The sequence below is a fragment of the Govania unica genome, from assembly GCF_027920805.1.
GTDB classification, from domain to species: domain Bacteria; phylum Pseudomonadota; class Alphaproteobacteria; order Sphingomonadales; family Govanellaceae; genus Govanella; species Govanella unica.
Genome location: NZ_JANWOI010000001.1, coordinates 282740 through 301015, shown reverse-complemented (window position 1 = coordinate 301015; position 18276 = coordinate 282740). Strand labels below are relative to the sequence as shown.

The 18276-nt window shown below is 61.1% G+C and carries 15 protein-coding genes; 2 read left to right on the top strand and 13 right to left on the bottom strand.

The annotated features are described in order from the left end of the window. Positions 1 to 99: 99 nt before the first annotated feature. The 3 genes from lysA to argH are packed head-to-tail and all read right to left on the bottom strand — an operon-like array spanning position 100 to position 2988. Positions 100 to 1365 carry a diaminopimelate decarboxylase gene (lysA, locus tag NYP16_RS01305; protein ID WP_274942301.1) on the bottom strand — a complete coding sequence of 422 codons (1266 nt, stop codon included), beginning with the start codon at positions 1363 to 1365 and terminating at the stop codon, positions 100 to 102. Between the two features lie 10 nt (positions 1366 to 1375). Further along, positions 1376 to 1501, bottom strand: a complete 126-nt coding sequence (locus tag NYP16_RS01300; protein ID WP_274942300.1) for a hypothetical protein — start codon at positions 1499 to 1501, stop codon at positions 1376 to 1378. After that, positions 1501 to 2988, bottom strand: coding sequence for an argininosuccinate lyase (gene argH / locus NYP16_RS01295; RefSeq protein WP_274942299.1), 1488 nt, complete (start codon positions 2986 to 2988; stop codon positions 1501 to 1503). Before argH ends, NYP16_RS01300 begins: the two co-directional genes overlap by 1 nt. Positions 2989 to 3048: 60 nt before the next feature. Between argH and NYP16_RS01290 the strand changes: the two genes are divergently transcribed. Then, complete coding sequence (locus NYP16_RS01290; RefSeq protein WP_274942298.1) at positions 3049 to 3693, top strand: TlpA family protein disulfide reductase; 645 nt, start codon at positions 3049 to 3051, stop codon at positions 3691 to 3693. On the opposite strand, the gene NYP16_RS01285 is transcribed toward NYP16_RS01290, so the two are convergent. After that, the gene (locus NYP16_RS01285; protein ID WP_274942297.1) at positions 3679 to 4959 is read right to left on the bottom strand and encodes an MFS transporter; all 1281 of its coding nucleotides are present in this window, start codon (positions 4957 to 4959) and stop codon (positions 3679 to 3681) included. The two genes, NYP16_RS01290 and NYP16_RS01285, sit on opposite strands and share 15 nt — an antisense overlap. Before the next feature lie 94 nt (positions 4960 to 5053). Between NYP16_RS01285 and qhpG the strand changes: the two genes are divergently transcribed. Then, complete coding sequence (qhpG, locus tag NYP16_RS01280; RefSeq protein ID WP_274942296.1) at positions 5054 to 6334, top strand: flavin-dependent monooxygenase QhpG; 1281 nt, start codon at positions 5054 to 5056, stop codon at positions 6332 to 6334. Here the strand turns inward: qhpG and qhpE are convergent. The 9 genes from qhpE to NYP16_RS01235 all read right to left on the bottom strand — a co-directional run bounded on the left by qhpE (position 6312) and on the right by NYP16_RS01235 (position 18274). Then, positions 6312 to 6917: a subtilisin-like serine protease QhpE gene (gene qhpE, locus NYP16_RS01275; RefSeq protein WP_274942988.1), complete on the bottom strand. Its 606-nt coding sequence runs from the start codon at positions 6915 to 6917 to the stop codon at positions 6312 to 6314. The genes qhpG and qhpE overlap by 23 nt on opposite strands. 2 nt (positions 6918 to 6919) lie before the next feature. Beyond that, complete coding sequence (locus tag NYP16_RS01270) at positions 6920 to 8611, bottom strand: ABC transporter ATP-binding protein (RefSeq protein WP_274942295.1); 1692 nt, start codon at positions 8609 to 8611, stop codon at positions 6920 to 6922. After that, positions 8601 to 9713 (bottom strand): quinohemoprotein amine dehydrogenase subunit beta, encoded by a 1113-nt coding sequence (peaD, locus tag NYP16_RS01265; protein ID WP_274942294.1) that lies wholly within the window; start codon positions 9711 to 9713, stop codon positions 8601 to 8603. The genes NYP16_RS01270 and peaD overlap by 11 nt, the downstream gene beginning before the upstream one ends. A 12-nt stretch (positions 9714 to 9725) precedes the next feature. Then, on the bottom strand, positions 9726 to 10046 hold the full coding sequence (qhpC, locus tag NYP16_RS01260) for a quinohemoprotein amine dehydrogenase subunit gamma (RefSeq protein WP_274942293.1): 321 nt from the start codon (positions 10044 to 10046) through the stop codon (positions 9726 to 9728). Positions 10047 to 10051: 5 nt separating this feature from the next. After that, positions 10052 to 11551 (bottom strand): quinohemoprotein amine dehydrogenase maturation protein, encoded by a 1500-nt coding sequence (gene peaB, locus NYP16_RS01255; protein WP_274942292.1) that lies wholly within the window; start codon positions 11549 to 11551, stop codon positions 10052 to 10054. Positions 11552 to 11615: 64 nt separating this feature from the next. Next, the gene (gene peaA / locus NYP16_RS01250; RefSeq protein WP_274942291.1) at positions 11616 to 13283 is read right to left on the bottom strand and encodes a quinohemoprotein amine dehydrogenase subunit alpha; all 1668 of its coding nucleotides are present in this window, start codon (positions 13281 to 13283) and stop codon (positions 11616 to 11618) included. A gap of 25 nt (positions 13284 to 13308) precedes the next feature. Further along, positions 13309 to 15546 carry a TonB-dependent receptor gene (locus NYP16_RS01245; protein ID WP_274942290.1) on the bottom strand — a complete coding sequence of 746 codons (2238 nt, stop codon included), beginning with the start codon at positions 15544 to 15546 and terminating at the stop codon, positions 13309 to 13311. A 140-nt stretch (positions 15547 to 15686) separates the two neighbouring features. Then, complete coding sequence (gene feaR, locus NYP16_RS01240; RefSeq protein WP_274942289.1) at positions 15687 to 16637, bottom strand: transcriptional regulator FeaR; 951 nt, start codon at positions 16635 to 16637, stop codon at positions 15687 to 15689. A 128-nt stretch (positions 16638 to 16765) separates the two neighbouring features. Further along, positions 16766 to 18274 (bottom strand): aldehyde dehydrogenase family protein, encoded by a 1509-nt coding sequence (locus NYP16_RS01235; RefSeq protein WP_274942288.1) that lies wholly within the window; start codon positions 18272 to 18274, stop codon positions 16766 to 16768. Between the last annotated feature and the right edge of the window lie 2 nt (positions 18275 to 18276).

Below are 18276 nucleotides of genomic sequence, written 5' to 3'. Positions count from 1 at the left end.
TGCTTCGAGAATACGTGTCCGCGCGTGGGGAAGGGGATCGTTCAGAACGGGTCTCCTGACAGCTACGCCGTCGCTATTGTCCTGACAGCTACGCTGTCGTTATTGCCAATCAGGCTTGTCTTCCAAAGCGATCAAATCTTCGGCCGTCACCCGCCGCCGCACCACCGCGAAGCGGTCGCCATGGACAAGCACTTCGGGGATCAACGGACGGGTGTTATAGGTCGACGCCATGACCGCTCCATAAGCGCCCGCGGACAGGATAGCAACACAATCCCCCGCGGCCAAATCCGGCACCAGACGCGCCTTGCCGAACACGTCGCCGGTCTCGCAGACCGGACCGACAATATCGGCCAGCATCAGATGAGCATCCGCCGGATATTCCGTCACCGGGATAATGTCATGATGGGCGTCATAAAGGCTCGGGCGGATGAGATCATTCATGGCGGCGTCAAGAATGACGAATTTGCGCGCCTCGCCTTCCTTGACATAAATCACCTTGGACATCAGCACCCCCGCATTGCCCACCAGAAGGCGTCCGGGCTCCAGAATGATTTCGCAATCGAGATCGCCGACCACATCGCGGATCACTTCGCCATAGCGGTCGGGATGCGGCGGCGGCGGGCTGTCCTGCTCATAAGGAATGCCAAGACCACCGCCAAGATCGAGACGGCGAATGTCATGGCCATCGGCGCGCAGATCGCGCACCAGTTCGGCCACGCGGGAAAAGGCTTCCCGGAACGGCGCGAGATCGGTCAGTTGCGACCCGATATGCACGTCCGCGCCCACCACCTTGATGCCCGGAAGCTGCGCGGCGCGGCCATAAATGCTGCGCGCCCGTTCCCACGGAATGCCGAACTTGTTTTCTTTTTTGCCGGTCGAGATCTTGGCGTGGGTCTTCGCATCCACATCAGGATTGATGCGGATGGCGATTGGCGCCAGCTTGCCCATGGCCGAGGCCACTTCGCTCAGCAGTTCAAGTTCCGGTTCGGATTCCACATTGAACTGATGGATGCCGATTTCAAGCGCCGCCACCATTTCGGCGCGCTCCTTGCCGACGCCGGAGAACACGATGCGTTCCGGCGGCACACCCGCCGCAAGCGCACGTTTCAGCTCGCCCACCGAGACCACGTCGGCGCCCGCGCCAAGGGCGGCCAGCGTGCGGATCACCGCCACATTGCTGTTGGCCTTGACGGCATAACAGACCAGCGCATCAAGGCCATGAAGCGCGCCCGTAAAGACTTCGTAATGACGGGTGAGCGTGGCTGTCGAATAACAATAGAACGGCGTGCCCACAGCTTCGGCGATGGCCGGAAGCGACACGTCCTCGGCATGGAGAACGCCATGTTTATAGGAAAAATGATGCATATCGCCCGCCTTATTTCTGTTGCTGCTCGGTCGCCGGTGTCGGTTTCACATAACCGGGCGGCGGCACGGGTTCAGCTTTTTTACCGCAGGCGGCAAGCACCATCGTCACCGCCATAACCACAAGCATGCTGCGCATCATTTGAGACCTTTTTTGGCGCGTCGAACAGACTCACGGACGCGCACAGGGGCGGTGCCGCCAAAACTCGTGCGGCTTTTAACCGAATTCTGCACACCCAGACGTTTGAAGACCTCTTTGTTGATCTTGGGCTCCACCGTCTGCATTTCGGCTAGGCTCAGATCCTCAAGATCGCAGCCCTTGGTTTCAGCCATCTTGACCAAAGTCCCGGTCACATGATGGGCCTGACGGAACGGCATGTTCAGCGCCTGCACCAACCAGTCGGCCAGATCCGTGGCCGTGGTGAACCCGACGCCCGCGGCCGCGGCCAAGACTTCGGTATTGGCCTTCAGATCACGGATCATGCCGGTGATCGCCGTGATGGTCAGCGACAACGCGTTCGCCGCATCGAAGGTCGCTTCTTTATCTTCCTGCATGTCTTTCGAATAGGCGAGCGGCAGGCCCTTCATGACAATCAGCAGGCTGTTGAGCGCCCCGATCACCCGACCCGATTTGGCACGGCTGAGTTCAGCGGCATCAGGATTGCGTTTCTGCGGCATGATCGACGAGCCGGTGGTGAAGGCGTCGGTCAAAGTGATAAAGCGGAACTGTGCGCTCGACCAGATCACGATTTCTTCGGCTAGACGCGAGAAATGTACCGCCGCGATGGAGGCCGCCGCCAGAAATTCCAGCGCAAAGTCACGATCCGACACGCCATCGAGCGAATTGGCCGTCGGACGATCGAAGCCAAGATCTTTCGCGGTCATGGCGCGGTCAAGTGGAAAGGACGTGCCCGCAAGCGCCGCCGAGCCAAGCGGGGATTCGTTCAAACGGCGGCGGCAATCCTGAAACCGTCCGCGATCGCGCGCGGCCATTTCATAATAGGCCATCAGATGATGCCCAAAGGTCACCGGCTGCGCCGCCTGCAAATGGGTGAATCCGGGCATGACGGTATCGGCATAATCTTCCGCCCGATCCAGCAGCGCACGCTGATACTCCAGCAGCGCCGCGTCGATGGCGTCGATGGCGTCCCGCACCCAAAGCTTGAAATCGGTCGCCACCTGGTCGTTGCGCGAGCGCGCGGTATGCAGCCGCCCGGCGGCGTCGCCAATAATTTCCTTCAGCCGCGACTCCACATGCATATGGATGTCTTCGAGCTTAGGGTCGAAGACCATTTTGCCGGCGCGGATTTCCGCTTCGACCTGATCAAGCCCCTTCAGAATCGCTTTGCCATCCTTGGCGGTCAGGATCTTTTGCGCGACCAGCATGCGGCAATGAGCGCGCGATCCGGCAATGTCCTGTGCAAACAGCTTCTGATCGAAGCCGATGGAGGCGTTGATCTTTTCCATGATGTCGGCCGGACCGGCCTCGAACCGGCCACCCCATAGCGCGTTGGCGGCACTGCCTTTGGCCGCTTTCACGGGCTTTTTCGCCACGGACTTTGCGGCGGCTTTCGGGGCTTGTTTGGCAGCGCTGGCAGTTTGCGCCTTGCCTTTCCTGGTCGTCATGGTCACATTCCACTATCGAAAAGGCCCAACCGGGCCATATTGAGAGCCTAGCGAGTTGCCATGACCCGTCTTGTTGCGCTTCTGACCGCCACCATCATTCTCCTAGCGGTAGCCGCCGCTCTGGTGCTGAAAGTCCCGGAACCGGAGCCCCAGGCCCCTGACACCGTCACGAACGCCTCCGCTCCGAATACGCCAAACACCGTCTGGCTGCAAGAGTTCGCGGTCGGCGAGATGCAGAAGCTCGCCCCGGCCAATCCGGCTGCCGCCCTGCCCATGGTCACGATCGAAGACGACAACGGCCGCCAGATCGCTCTGCCGGACCTTAAGGGCAAGGTTCTGCTGATCAATTTCTGGGCTACCTGGTGCGCGCCCTGCCGCCATGAAATGCCCGCCCTCGACACCCTCCAAGGCACGCTTGGCGGACCCGATTTCGCGGTGGTGCCGATTTCCATCGATCGTGGCGGACGCAGCGTCGCGGCCAAATTCTTCACCGAAACCGGCATCAAATCCTTGCCGCTTTATATCGATTCATCGTCACGCGCGGCTCGGGCGCTCAATATCTATGGCCTGCCGGTGACCCTGCTGGTCGATCATGAAGGCTATGAAATCGCCCGCTTTATCGGCCCCGCCGAATGGGCCTCCGCCGATGCGCAACGGGTGATTCGCGCCACCATCGAACGGGCCCACGCCTCACGCGGCGCGTGAGGCCCGCCACAGCAGCAGCATCACCAGAAGACCCGTGGCCCCCGCCGCCATCAAAATTTCGGCCACGGTCGCGCCAAGCGCCAGCGCCACGGCGCTCGCCACCGCCGACAGCACCATGGCCGCCGCGTTCACTATATTGAGTGCGGCAATGACCCGAGCCCGCTCCCCATCCGGGGCCCGCGTCTGGATCAGCGCATAAAGCGGCACGGCGAAAGCCCCGCCCGCCACCGCCACAAGCGTCAGCAAAACCGCAACGATCCCACCGCCGGGAGCGGCGAGAAACTCCGCCGCCGAGCGCAGGTCCGCTGACCCCGCCGGGACAAGTCCCATAGCCCAAGGCAAGCCGAGGGACAGAACCCCAAGCGCCCCCGCCGACACGGCCGCGAAGCCAACGCGAACCCGGCCGCGCAAAATCCCAGCCGCCAGCAGCGAGCCCACGGCAATGCCGACCGCGAACAGCACCAAAAACAGCACCGCCACCGTCTCGTCGGCAGCAAACGTTCCTTTGGCCAGATTGGGCACCTGCGCGAGCCAGCTTGCGCCCACGAACCAGAACCAGGAAATGGCCAGAATGGACATGCGGATCGCCGGATCGCGGAACGACGCCCGCAGGATCCGCCCGCTCGCCACAAAGATATTGCCGGACAGCTTGCCGCCCTCTGCCTGTGGCAATGCTGCCGGAATGCTCCGGCTCGCCATATAGCCGATGATCGCCACCAGGACACAAAGCCCCGGCACCAACCTGAGCCCGCCCGCCTCAAGCACAAGAATGCCGCCAAGCAGTGTGCCGCCGATGATGGCGATAAATGTCGAGGCCTCGATCAGCCCGTTCGCCGGCACCAGATCGTCGCGCCCCACATGATCCGGCAGGATGCCGTATTTGAGCGGCCCGAAAAACGCCGAATGCACGCCCATCAGAAACAGCACCGCAAGCAGCAGCCAGACATCGGCCAACCAGAACGCCACCCCGCCAAGAGCCATGATGACGATTTCCGCAAGCTTGACCCAGCGAATGAGCCGCGCCTTGTCCTCGCGATCCGCAAGCTCCCCCGCCGTCGCCGACAGCAGGAAAAACGGCAGAATGAAAATCCCCGCCGCCAGCGTTACCAGAAGATGCGCAGGCAAGCCGCTTTCCGCACCGAGACGATAAGCGATCAGAATGACGATGGCGTTTTTATAGATATTGTCATTGAACGCCCCGAGAAATTGCGTGGCGAACAACGGCCCAAACCGGCGGGATTTCAACAGACGAACCAAGGCGGACACAAAAAACCTTTCGATAAACCAGTCTTCAAAGCCGCATTGTCGTCGGGTGACCCCAGAAGTGCAAGTCACTGCATCCTCATGTAGACTGCCCGCCATGAGCAATCCAACTCCCTATGACATCGCCATTCTAGGCGGCGGCCCAGCGGGCGCGCTCACGGCGAGCCATCTCGCCGCGCGCGGATATCACGTGCTGTTGCAGACGCTGCCGGGCCATCAGGCGAAACATCTCGAAGGTCTCGCTCCCCGCGCCATCGAACGGTTGCGCGGCGCGGGCATCGACCCCACGCCCTATATGGCAAGCGGCCCCCTGCCGCGCGCGGCCCATTGGGGCGGACTGGCCAATCGTCACAATCAGGAAGCGCTGGTGGATCGCGCCCGCTTCGACGCTCATCTGCTGGAGGACGCGCGGGCAGCCGGTGTCACGATCCAGGAAACCCGTGTCACCGCTACCCCCCAAGCCCGGCTGGTGATCGAAGCGCGCGGACGACAGGCCCCGCGCCGCGCCGTCGCCTTACGCGGACCGCACACGGTGGCGCTAGTCCGCCAGTATAATGGGGCCGCGAACCATAACGGGGAAACCCTGCTCGCCGCCGCCGCCTTCGGCTGGGTCTGGGCGGCTTTTCCCGGCGACGGCCGGGCCACAGTGCAACTTATTGTAGATGCCGAGGCCGAGGACATGGATCGCCACTCCCTCACCCGCCTGTTCGAGGCCCGGCTCGCCGACTGTCCGGAGCTCACCCACCCGCTTGCCGGGCTCACACCCATAGGTCCGCCACGCGCCCGCGACGCCGGAGCTGTGCTTGCCGCCGACCTCGCAAGCGCGGATCATCTGCGGATCGGTGACGCCGCCTTTGCCATCGACCCCCTGGCCGGACATGGACTTTATGAAGCAATCGGAGGAGCCCGGGCAGCAGCAGCCGTAGCCGCGACCTTGCTCGACCGGCCCGATGACCGCGACCTCGCCATCCGCTTTCATGAAGCCCGCGCCCGCGACGCCTTTTTGCGTCATGCCCGCATGGGCCGTGATTTCTACCGCATGGAAACCCGCTTCGCCGAGGCCCCGTTCTGGCGCGCCCGGCGCGACTGGCCCGATGACGCGCCGATCCATGCCTCGCCCCTGTCCGCGCCGCCGCAGGTGGCCCTCATGCCCGCCAATATCGACGGCTATATCGAGGAGCGCGAGGTCATCGTCACCGCCGACCATCCGCGCGGCATCCTCAGCATCGCCGGTGTGGCGCTGGTGCCGCTGCTGAAAGCGCCTCCTGATCGCACCGCCGCAGAGCTCGCCACAGATTTCGCGGTGTCGGAAGACTCGATTCATATAGCGCGCGACTGGCTCGCCCGCCGTGGGCTCAGCGCCGTTCCCGCCCGGTGAACCGGCAGCTTGCCCGCAACTGTTCAACCAGATCGCCGGACCCCGCAAGTCTTGCGAGCGCACCCGTCACCCGCGCCGCCGCGAAACTCGCGCCGCCGATCCCGACCGGACCGGTAAGCGGACGCGGACAGGCACCGAAATCCACATGGGCCTCGCCAAGCCAGGAGAAATCATGGTCGCCACAGCGGGCATCCCCCGTCACCGCGATCACCCCCGCATAGGCTGACGGATAAACCGGCCCGCCCCGCGCCGGGGCCGGGGCCACAATCACCACACCGGCCGCAAGCGCCGCCTCGATGGCGAGCCTGAGCCGCGCGCGATCCTCCCGCAACCCGAGACTGAGATTGATGATTCCAGCCCCCTGCCCAACCGCCCAGTCCAGGGCCTCGGCCACTTGTTCGACCGAGGTCTGAAGCCGCTCACCGAACACCCGGCCATCAAGCAAATCAACCTGAGGCGCCGCCTCCCGCACCAGCGCCGCGACCTTGTCGCCATGATCCGACAGGGCACCCGGTTCGCAGAACTCCCGCGCCGCAACCGCCATCCCGGGGGCCAGACCGCTGTCGAGAATGGCAACCCGCATGGTCACGCGCTCACCCGGAGCTTGCCGCTCGCAAGCTGAAGTCGAAGGTCCACATCGCGGAAGGCGCGCGGATGATGGCTGATGATAAGTCGCGTGCGCCCCGCGAACAGCTGATCGACGGCAGCCAGCACGCGGGCCTCGGCCGTCGCATCAACCCCCGCCGTCGCCTCGTCAAGAATGAGCACACGGGGATCGCACAACAGGGCCCGGGCGAGCGCGAAGCGTTGCCGCTCCCCGCCCGACAGACTGGCCCCGCGTTCACCGATCAGACTGTCGAGCCCCTGAGGCAGACGCGTCATCAGATCACCGAGTTCCGCCGCCAGAAGTGCCGCGCGCAGATCGTCATCGCTCGCTTCCGGCCGGGCAAGGCGCAGATTTTCCGCAACCGACCCACGCATCAGGATCATGTCCTGCGTCACCACCACCATCTGCCGCCGCAAAACCGCGAGATCAAGCTCCCGCAAATCCATGCCATCAAGCAGAATACGCCCGCCATCCGGGTCATAATGACGCTGCAACAGATCAACCAGCGTCGATTTCCCCGCCCCCGACAGCCCCTCAAGCGCGACCTTGCTTCCGGCCGGGATCACCGCCGACGCCTGATCAAGAATAAAGGCGTCACGGCCGGGGTGACCGAACATCAGCCCCTCAATTGCAATCGCGCCGCCCGGCCCATCGGGCAGGGCACGCGGTACGGCCGGGCTTCTGACCGCCGGTTCCGCATCAAGAAGCACCCGCACGCGGTCAAGGCTCACCTCCGCCCGCGCCGCCGCCGTGTACAGCCCCAAGAACGTCTGCACCGGCCCGGTGGCGCGGCCGAGATAGGCCGAAAAGGCAATCAAGGTCCCAAGCGTCAGACTGCCGTCGATGACCGCAGAGCCGCCGATCACAAACACGGCGGCGTTCGACAGGGTCAACATCAACCCGGGCCCAGCGCCAACCCCATAGGATGTCATCTGTTGCTTAAGCAGATCCGTGCGATAGCGATCCTGATGAGCGGCGAAATCCGCCGCGGCCTTCCGTTCCGCGCCAAGCCCCTGCAGCAGCCGCACGCCGGAAATGCGTTCAACGAGAAAGGCCGAAAGATCGGCGGCGCGCCCGCGCAAGGCCGCACTCCGTGTCATCAACAGCGGCCGAAAAGCACGTAGAAACAGAATTTCCAGCGGCAGCAAGGCAAAGGCAATGAGCGTCAGCCGGGCGTCGAGCGCCAGCATGAAAATAAGGCTGCCAGTGAGCATGATCGCCGCACTGACCACCGCAAGCGCGCTGTCGAGGGCGAAGCGCTGCACCTCGGCCACATCGCCGTCCATGCGCGACATCAGTTCACCCGTACGGGCAGCAGCAAAATAGCGCGGCGACAGGGTCAGAAGATGGGCGAACACCCGGCCACGAAAAGCAAACAAGATGCGCGCCGACACCCCCACATAAAGCCAGCGGTTGAGCGCCCCAAGCCCGGCGCTCAGAAAGGCCGCGAGCAGCAGAACAGCGGTCACCGTCAACAGCACATCCATGCGGCGACCAAGAATGCCGCCATCAATCAGAAGCTTGGTCAACCACGGCTGCAACAAGCCAAGTCCGGTCGCGAACACCGATAGCAACAGCACAAACGCCAACCGCCCGGCATGGGGGCGAGCAAGCTCCCAGGCCAGGGCGGAAAATGAGGCGGTCGTTGCAGTCTGCGGTTTATTGTCCAAGATCAGTCGTAATCATGCGCATCCCCGCCCCGCCCACATCGGGACAGCCGGGCAATTCAACCTTGGCCAAGCGTGCGAGCGTGTCGGCGTTAAACACCATGATATCGCACATGGTGCCGCCCACATAAACCTCGCGGCCGTTTTTCGAAATGTTGAACTGATAATAACTGTGATCCAGCGGCACCCGCTTGACGATCCGCCCGCGCACCAGATCGATTTTCGACATTTCATTGAAACCGCCGTAAGCCACCCGGCGGTTGGGCGCGATGGTCATGGTGAAAAAGACCTCGGGCTGGACCTGCAAAGGCAGCACATCGAATTGCCCGGCCTTGAGATCAAGCGTCAGAAGCGCCGTCACAGCAGCACGTGGATCGGTCGGCGGCAGATCAGTACGCATATAATTGATCGCCACCGAGAAAATTCCGCTCGCTTCCATCATCGGCCAGAAGCTTAGAGAATCCGGTGCGCTTTCCCCCGGACGGGTCCAGTTCCGAAGCGGGAAGGTTGCCACCACGGCCCCGGTATTCGGATCAAGCGTATAGAAATCCCAGCCGAGCGCATAAAGCTTGTCACCCTGCGGGTTCATCATCAGAAGGGCAATGCGGCGCGGCGTATTGGTCAGGATTTTTTCCGGCTTGGCGCCCACCCCGGCATCGGTGCGATAGATCGAAATCCGCGTCGGCTGCACGGTATAGCGATCGGTGCCGATTTTGGCTGGTACTTCGTTGGCAAAGATCCGCTTGCCATCCGGGCTCACGGTAAAACCCATGATGATGCTGCGTTCGTCGCCTTCATGAGAGGCGCTCGCCCGGAACACTTCCTTGCCGCTTTTGAGCTCGATGCCGGAAATCTCTTTCCAGCCATTGACCAGCGCATAAGCGATGTCGCCCGATGGCGACGGCACGATGCCCTGCGGCGAATTGCCCTCGCCTGGAATGACGATGTCCCTCACCACCTTGCGCGCCTTCATGTCGATCACGAACAGGCGGTTCGGTTTTGCTCCCGTAACCAAATACTCGGCGGGAGCTGCCACAGCCGGCGTCACCGACGGCCAGGCCGTCAGCATCAAGCTTGCCGTCACGGCAAATATGCGCGTCATCATGCCCATGGGCCGTCAATCCTCCGGATAAACGGATTCAAGCTTGCGCCAATCGTTCTGAGCCGATGGCGCGTCCTTGTTCCAGTTCGGATAGGTGTTGATGGTGTCCGGCACCTGCGCCGGCCACCAACAGGGATCGGTGCAGCCGTACAGATCGGCTTCGAGCGGCTGACAGAGCGAGGCCACCGATCCGAACGGATCGATTTCCCAGCCGGGATCGAGTGAGCTTGTGCAGCTCACCACCACCGTCTGCATGGCCATGACCTCGTCCCGCGTCTCAGGCGAGCTTTCACTGAGCAACCGGGCTTTGTCATTCAAAGGTCTTAGATGTTTCATGGTCGTCATCCCATGGTCTCAGGAGCGCGGGCCAGACTGTCGAGCGGCAGCCCCCGGTCGCCGCGGCGTGGTGCGATATACTGGTCGAAGAACCGTGGGTTCTTGGACATGATATCCACATAGATCTCAATGCCGAAATCAACCCAGTCGCGCATGATCTCGCAGTAATGATAGGTCGGATGCTGCGGATCGCCATAGCGCGCGTAGGATTCGTGGTAACAGCCACCGGCACAGAGATTGCGGATGCGGCAGGTCTCGCAGCCGGTGCCGGTCTTATCGAGCCGGGCATCGATGAAACTGCCAAGTCGGGTTTTATCGATGCCGTCGTCCAGGGTGCCAAACAGCGGCATGTCCGACCCGGTGAAGCGGTGACAGAGATTGAGCCCGCCATCCTTATCGACCGCAAGCATGCCGACGCCGGCCCCGCAAGGCAGCGCCTTCCGCGTGCCGTCATGGAGATCGGTCATCAATTGATGAAGATTGGAAAACCCGGTACTGCGACCTTCGATGGCCGCGTCACGGTAAGAAAGCCCAAGCCGCTTGAAGCCCGCGAACACCTCCTGCAACTCGTCCCCGGTCAGATTGAACAGCGCATTGTCGCCTGCCGTCACCGGTGCATAGCCGACCTCGGCAAAGCCGATTTCGTCCTTGAGATGGGCGTGGATCGCCTCCACATCGGTATTGCCCGCCGCGAGTGTCACCCGCGCGCCCACCGGGCGGCTTTTATATTGTTCTAGGATACGCTTCACCTTGCCGATGATGGCGTCATAACTGCCCTTGCCACCCACCGTCAGGCGATTTTTATCATGCTGGATCTTGGGCCCGTCCATGCTGATGGCGACGCCGAACCGATGCGCGTCGAGATACTCGATCACCGCGTCACTGAGCAGGGTCGCGTTGGTGGTCAGCGAGTAATCAACTTCCTTGCCAACCTCGGCCGCGCGGCGATCGGCATAGGCCACAACGCTTTTGATGTAATCAAGCCGCCTGAGCGGTTCACCACCGAAAAACACCAGATTGACGCGCTTGCGTTCGGCCGATTCCTCAAGCAGCAGCTCGACCGATTTCTCGGCCGTCGCCAGATCCATGTCGCGGGATTTGGCCGGAGTGGTCAGATCTTCCTTATAGCAATAGCTGCAGGACAGATTGCAGCCGGTGGTGACATTGAGCACAAGCGTGCTCAATGGAAACCGTGTGACCGGGGCATGCTTACGCGCCTCGGTCACACGTCGCCTGTCGCCGGACCTCCCCCCCGAGATAAGTCCAAGCGCCTGAAACTCCTCCACCGCCTCGACCACGGCATCGGCGGCAAAGCGGCCGTCGAACCGTGCCTCAAGATCTCCCGCCTGCACGGGCCCGGCACCGAGCATGTCATAAAGCTCAGCGCTCAAGGGATCGAGATCGAACAGGCTGGAGGTCGGAATATGAAACAGCACGCGCCGCTCGCCGACGCTCACACTGTGGGCGGCAAGAGGATCAAGGGTCAGCGCGCGGGTGGTCTGCATTCTCTGTTCTCCATTGTCAGACCCGCTCTAGCGGGCCTGACCTCTATCCATTTGGCCGCCGCTCTCAATAAATCGGCGGATTGTTCCAGCGCGGCGAGGTGACAATCAGATGGCTTTTGCCAACAACCGTCGTCTCGCTGCCGGTGATGCTGGCAACCACATTCAAATCACCGAAGTTACCCGCACTCATATAACGGTCGGGGTTAGGTCCGGCCTGTGACGGCAGGAAGCGGCCCTGCGGCGTGATCTTGCCGGCAAAAAGCTGATCCTTCATCTTGGCCGCAGTAGCATCATGGGGTTCCGTATGCCAGTCCGCCTGCACGAGACCAATGCGGTAATCATCCTTGGTGCCGGGCTTCTTGTCCGGGCCATTGCTGTAAGCCACGGCCTCGAACTGTGCTGACACCGGCACCACATGACCGCCGCCGCCACCGACACGAGCAACCCCATAGCCCGGCGTCACCACGATGCGGTCTATGGTGTCATAGACCCCAATGGCCTCCGCCCGCTCCGTCTTGCCGACGCGAATATCGCGACGGCCAAGCGGCGCATCAATCGCCACCGTCGCCCGAACAGTAATCCGTTCCGGAGAGCTGGACACGGTTTCAACAGCGATGCCCGGGCCGAGATCGACGGTGCCCTCAAGCCCAACCCCGAGGATGGTGACATCGCCCATCTGTCCGCGCTTCAGGCCCTCGCCATTCAGGCCCATGATGCGCGAGATATGTTTATCCATGCGCACGGCTTGAATATAGCCACCGACTTCATTGGCGTTATGCCAGAACCAGCGCCCGCTCATGCTGTTGCCGTCGGGCGACATGGCTGCCACTTCACGGAAGTCACGGCCGTCGAACTTGCCGCGCGCCCGCCATTCATAGCCACTATACACAAGCGCGCCATAAGTCCCCGACATGACGGTGCGGCCATCGCTTGCGAGTTCATAGGTCACTTCATAGGCGTCATCGCCCTTCGACTTCACCGACAGGATGCCGTCCACATAATTCTGCGCCTGCCCCTGCATATTCGAGCTTGCGCCGGGCATATAGGTCACCACACGCCAGCGGCCTTCGGGTTTCTGTTTCTTGGCCAGTTTCCAGTCGTCCCAAGCCTTGGTCGTGAAGGGGTAAAGCTTGGACAATTTCTTTGGCACTTCGGTCGAGGCATCGACCCACCAGTCACGATCCCGCGACAACATCTGATATTCGATGGTCGGCCACTGCCCGAGATGCATATTGGCGAGCAGTTTCCATTCCTCGGCATCGCGGCGTTGCAAAGCCACGCGGGCATAGGAATGACAGCGTGCGCACATCACCTGCAAATCCGGATCCGCGGCTTTTTCAACAATATTGGTGCGACGTTCGAGCGCATAGCGATAGGGCGCTGATTCCGACGGCGCGAGCCCCTGGGTCTCGCTGAGATATTTGACCACGGCGCGGCGCTGATCCGCCGTCAGCTCGACGCCATGGAACGTCATCATGCGCACCAGCGTCATCTCCCAACCTTCGGGAGACTTGCGCGCACCGCCGATCCGGCTTGGCAGGCCTTTGTCATTGGCTTCATGACAGCCGACACAGACCGTTTTGATGATCTCATGCCCCTGACGGGCGAGCGCGCCATTTTCCGCGCTCCCCGTTCCCTTGTCCTTTTCACCGCAGGACGCGAGCATAACCCCCAAAGCCACACTTAGAAGTGAAGCTATCACAAATCCGGATATGCGCCGATCTGCCATCATACTCGCCCGTCCTGAGTGCCCGAAATCAATAACGATAGGTCAAAGTCGCGCCATACCAGGCGGGCTGACCGTAGAATAACTGGTTGAAACCGAACTGCTCTGTGAAGTCAAAGGTATAGACCAGATACTTCTTGTTGAAGATATTCTTGCCCCAGACCGCGAGTTCAAGCTTTTCACCCGGGAACTTGTAGGTCAAGCGACCGTTCCAGATGTCATAGCCTTTGCCACGAGACAACGGCTGATTGAAAATGTCGAAATAGATCGAGGTCTGATAGCTCATATCGACCTGCGCCGCGAGCGAACTGCCATTCTCGAACGGAACGCTGTAACGCACCAGCGCGTTGAACGAGGTCTTCGGCGCGAGCACCAGACGACGGTTGTTGACCGTCTCCCCATCGGCCCCGGTCAGGCCATCCACCTTACTGTCAATAAGGCTCAAGCCAAGATTGACATCAAGTCCCTCAAGCGGATTGGCCACCAGTTCGAATTCCGCCCCCTTCACCGTGGCGTTCGCAGCGTTGGTGATGAAGGACGAGAAATCGCGGAAGGTCAGCGCCTGGAGGTTCTTATAGTCATAATAGAACCCGGTAACATTGAAACGCGCCCGGCCATCCCAGAAGGTCGATTTCAAGCCAAGCTCATAGGACGTAAGCCGTTCGTCATTATATTTGATGTCTTCGGGGCCGGCGCTCGTGAAGCCCGCATTGAAACCGCCGGATTTGAAGCCGCGTGCCACACTTGCAAAGACCAGAATATCGTCATTGGGCTTCCAGTTCAGACCGCCCTTGCCCGACCAGATTCCCTTGTCAAAGACCGCAAGATCACCGTCAGTGGCTTGATTGAAGTCAAGCAGGACCGTACCCGGAACCCCTGAAAGTTCAGGCGATCCAAGCACATCGACCTGAGTATAGTCATAGGTCTTTCTCTCTTTGGTGTAGCGAAGCCCGGCCAGCAGCGACAAGGTCGGCACGAATTCCCATTCCACCTGTCCAAAACCGGCGATCGAGCTGGTCTTTTGCTTGGCCAGTGTCTGCAGGAAGAATGTCGGATCGAGATCGACCCCGAACCGCAGGTCCTGCGGCATATTGACCTTCTGATGGTAATAATAACCGCCCGCTACCCATTTAACGCTGCCCATATCGCCATTCAGACGCAGCTCCTCGCTGAACTGATGGGCCTTCAAGCGGAAGGTCGGATCGACACGGTCGAACGGACTCATGTCCGTGTCTTCTTCATGGAGCTTCTTGACCTCGTCATAGCTTGTGATCGAAGTCATAGTGATCTTATCGGTGAAATCCCAGGTCAGATTGGCGAAGCCGCCCTTGGTATCAAGATTGAAGCGGCCGTTGCGGTCATAGGCACCGGCGAAGGGGTCGCCGTCGGTGTCCTGATAGCCGAAGAAATCCGTGCATTGCCCGGCCTGCGCCTGGCCAATGCTGCAGGGATCACCATTATAATCAAGCCCTGTCCCCTGATGCTGATAGACCGGCGCCTTCACATGACTGCGCGCACCATGGACATTCAACAGCAGACTCACATCATCCGTGAAATCGGCATTGAGCTGCAGGCGATAGGCGAGATTTTCTTTTTCATTGCGATCCGGGCCCGCACGGTTTGTCACGTAACCATCGGCGCGCGTATAGGCGAGCGAAGCACGAGCCTGCAACCGTTCCGTGAGGGGGCCGCCGATGGCGGTTTCGATACGCACATCATTATGACGGCCATAGCTGCCTTCGAGATAGACGTCCATCTCCTTGGTCGGGCGCTTTGAAATGAAATTGATCAGACCGCCGGTGGAATTACGGCCATAAAGCGTGCCCTGAGGCCCGCGCAGCACTTCGACCCGTTCCAGATCGAACATCTGGAAGGTCTGACCGGCCAGCGACCCCATATAGACGTCGTCGATATAAACGGCGACCGGGCTTTCGTTGTTGTCGTTGAAGTCATTGAGACCAACGCCGCGCAGCGTGATCGAAGGATTGTTGCCTTCGCCGACCGGGGTGCCGATCTTCAAGCCCGGCGTCTGCTGGGCGAGATCGGTGCTGGTGGTGAGTCCGAGTTCCTTGATCGCTGCGCCCGAGAAGGCCGTCACCGACAGCGGCGTATCCTGCAGGCGTTCCTGACGCTTTTGCGAGGTCACGATGATTTCTTCAAGCAGCGTCGACTGAGCCGGCGTCTGCTGTGCCGTCACGGCAGATATCGCAAGTCCATAAAACGCCGTGGTCGCGCATAATACGCGGATTCGTCCCGTGGAAAAGATCATGACAACCTCCCTATCCGGCCCTTTTATCTGGACCTCTATTGCTCAAGCCTATCCTTGCTCTGCGCCACATGCTTGATCAAGCGCGCCCGGAAACTTGTCTCTGAGTGCCATAACCACTGCGAGCGACTTATCGGGCCCAATCAAACCGTCGACAGACGCCGATGCTCGCGCGGGGAGCGCCCATGGACGGCGCGAAAGGCGCGGCTAAAATGCGACGCGTCGTTAAATCCCCAATCAAAGGCAATGTCGAGAATACTGCGCCCGCGCAACCGCGGCTCCACCAGATCGCGCGCCGCCCGATCGAGCCGTTGCCGCCAGATCCAGTCGCTCACCGATTGCCCGCTTTCCGAGAACAGGCGATGAAGATGACGGATGGAAATGCCAAGATCCGCAGCCACCCGGCCTGGGCTCAGGTCCGGGTCCTGCAAATTCTGTTCAAGATAGCTCATGATGCGGCGACGTTGCAGGGCAGCCGTGCCGCCGCTATCGCCATCAAGGGACTGATCACCACTCGACAAGGCCGCCACCAGCAGATCGATCAGACTGTCGCTGAACCCGGTCTGATCATGGGCAAGGGTTGATGCCTGCTCATAAAGCGCCCGGGCAAAGGCCACGAGCACCGCGCCGCTGCCGCTGCCGCCACCGAGAACATGACCACAAGGCACATCACGGCTCGACAGCCGCTGCACCAGCTGGCTGCGTGGCAGATGAAACGACAATTGATCAACGCCCGAACTGTCATAGCGAAATTCGACCGGCCGCAAACTGTCCACCAACACGCAGTCGCCGGGGCCGATCACGCTGTCCGCCCCGTTCTGAAACAGACGTGTCCGACCCTGCCGCTGCACCACGAGAAAACAGAATTCCTCGCGCGCGGACGCAATATGCCGATCGGTCCAGATCAGACGGTCAATGTCTGAATGATGTTCAACGATATTGATGGTTCCAGCCCGGCGCATCTTGACCAGGCCGCGAAAGGGACGGTCACGTATGGGTTCGGCCGACAGGGCCCCGCACACGCCGGTGACAGCCTGTTCCCAATATTCAAACTGGCCTGTTTCTGTCGCCATATGCTCGGGCGCGTAGGTCATCGTCCCCCTTGCATTCCCATTTTGGGAGCTGCTGCCTCCATCCCTGGACCAAAAGACTAGCCCGCTTTAAAGACAATGGTCAAGCCCGGCAGGTGCCGGCCTTGACCCTGTCTTTAAATGGTTGCGGTTCAGATCTGCATGAGAACCGACTTGCTTTCGGTATAAAGATCGAGAACTGCCCGGCCCATCTCGCGGCCGACCCCCGATTGCTTGTAGCCGCCAAACGGCAGCGCCGGGTCAAGGAAGTTATGGCAATTGACCCACACCGTCCCGGCCTTGATCTTCGGTACCAGACGATGCACGAAGCTTAGATTGTTACTCCAGATGCTGGCCCCGAGGCCATAAATGGTGTCATTGGCCATGGCCGGGATATTGGCAATATCGTCAATGGGTTGCGCCACCACGACCGGGCCGAAGATTTCCTCCCGCACGACCTTCATGCTGGAGTTTACGTCGACAAACACCGTCGGCTCCACGAAACAACCGGCGCCGCCGATGACCTGACCGCCCGTAAGCGCACGGCCGCCTTCGGCCAGACCGGACTGGATATAAGCCATCACCCGATCACGCTGCACCGCTGACACCAAGGGCCCAAGCTGGCTCGCCGGATCAAGCCCGGCACCGATCTTCATGGATTTGGCCACCTCCGCCACACCCTCGGTCACCTGATCGAACACCTTGCGTTCGACGAACAGACGCGAACCGGCGGTGCAGACCTGACCCATATTGAAGAACACAGCCATAGCCGCGCCCGGGATCGCTGTTTCAAGATTGGCATCGGCCATCACAACCACCGGCGATTTGCCGCCGAGTTCCAAAGACACCCGCTTCATGGTCTTCATGGCCGCCATGCCGATGAGCTTGCCGACAGCGGTCGAGCCGGTGAAGGCGATCTTGTCCACTTCCGGATGCTCGACAATAGCCGCGCCTGCGGTTCCGCCAAAGCCAGTGATGATATTGACCACACCCTTCGGGAACCCGGCCTCCATCACCAGTTCGCCGAGACGCAGGGCCGAGAGCGAGGTCTGTTCAGCCGGCTTCAGCAGCACCGTGCAGCCAGTCGCAAGCGCCGGACCAAGTTTCCAGGCTGCCATCACCAGTGGGAAATTCCACGGGATGATCTGACCGACGACGCCAACCGCTTCCTTGCGCACATAAGCGAAAAACTGATCGTCCGGGGTGAACCCGGTCGACAGATCAAGCGTGGTGCCTTCGATCTTGGTCGCCCAGCCAGCCATATAGCGCAGGAAATCCACCGCCATATTGACATCGACAAAACGCGCATAGGTCACCGGCTTGCCGTTATCAAGGGCCTCGATCTCGGCCAGTTCATCGGCATGGGCCTCCACAAGATCGGCGAGCTTCAACAGCAAGCGCTGACGGTCGCGCGGGCGGAGGCGCGGCCATTCTCCCTCCTCAAAGGCGCGGCGGGCGGCGCGGGCGGCGACGTCCACATCGGCGGCGTCACCCTCGGCCAGACGCGTGATTTCAAGGCCGGTGGCAGGATCGACGGTCGAAAAGGTCTTGCCGCTTTTGGCATCAACCCATTCGCCATCAATCAGCAGCTTTTTCGGCTTGGCGACAAAATCGGCGGCGGCCTTGTTAAGCCGTGCGCGTTGATCAGCAATGGCATCCATGA

Excerpts from the sequence above, each read along its gene's own strand:
- peaD (WP_274942294.1), bottom strand. The coding sequence starts at position 9,713 with ATGATGACGCGCATATTTGCCGTGACGGCAAGCTTGATGCTGACGGCC.
- peaA (WP_274942291.1), bottom strand. The coding sequence starts at position 13,283 with ATGATGGCAGATCGGCGCATATCCGGATTTGTGATAGCTTCACTTCTA.
- qhpG (WP_274942296.1), top strand. The coding sequence starts at position 5,054 with ATGAGCAATCCAACTCCCTATGACATCGCCATTCTAGGCGGCGGCCCA.
- NYP16_RS01235 (WP_274942288.1), bottom strand. The coding sequence starts at position 18,274 with ATGGATGCCATTGCTGATCAACGCGCACGGCTTAACAAGGCCGCCGCC.
- feaR (WP_274942289.1), bottom strand. The coding sequence starts at position 16,637 with ATGACCTACGCGCCCGAGCATATGGCGACAGAAACAGGCCAGTTTGAA.
- peaB (WP_274942292.1), bottom strand. The coding sequence starts at position 11,551 with ATGCAGACCACCCGCGCGCTGACCCTTGATCCTCTTGCCGCCCACAGT.
- argH (WP_274942299.1), bottom strand. The coding sequence starts at position 2,988 with ATGACGACCAGGAAAGGCAAGGCGCAAACTGCCAGCGCTGCCAAACAA.
- NYP16_RS01290 (WP_274942298.1), top strand. The coding sequence starts at position 3,049 with ATGACCCGTCTTGTTGCGCTTCTGACCGCCACCATCATTCTCCTAGCG.
- NYP16_RS01245 (WP_274942290.1), bottom strand. The coding sequence starts at position 15,546 with ATGATCTTTTCCACGGGACGAATCCGCGTATTATGCGCGACCACGGCG.
- qhpC (WP_274942293.1), bottom strand. The coding sequence starts at position 10,046 with ATGAAACATCTAAGACCTTTGAATGACAAAGCCCGGTTGCTCAGTGAA.
- NYP16_RS01300 (WP_274942300.1), bottom strand. The coding sequence starts at position 1,501 with ATGCGCAGCATGCTTGTGGTTATGGCGGTGACGATGGTGCTTGCCGCC.
- lysA (WP_274942301.1), bottom strand. The coding sequence starts at position 1,365 with ATGCATCATTTTTCCTATAAACATGGCGTTCTCCATGCCGAGGACGTG.
- qhpE (WP_274942988.1), bottom strand. The coding sequence starts at position 6,917 with ATGCGGGTTGCCATTCTCGACAGCGGTCTGGCCCCCGGGATGGCGGTT.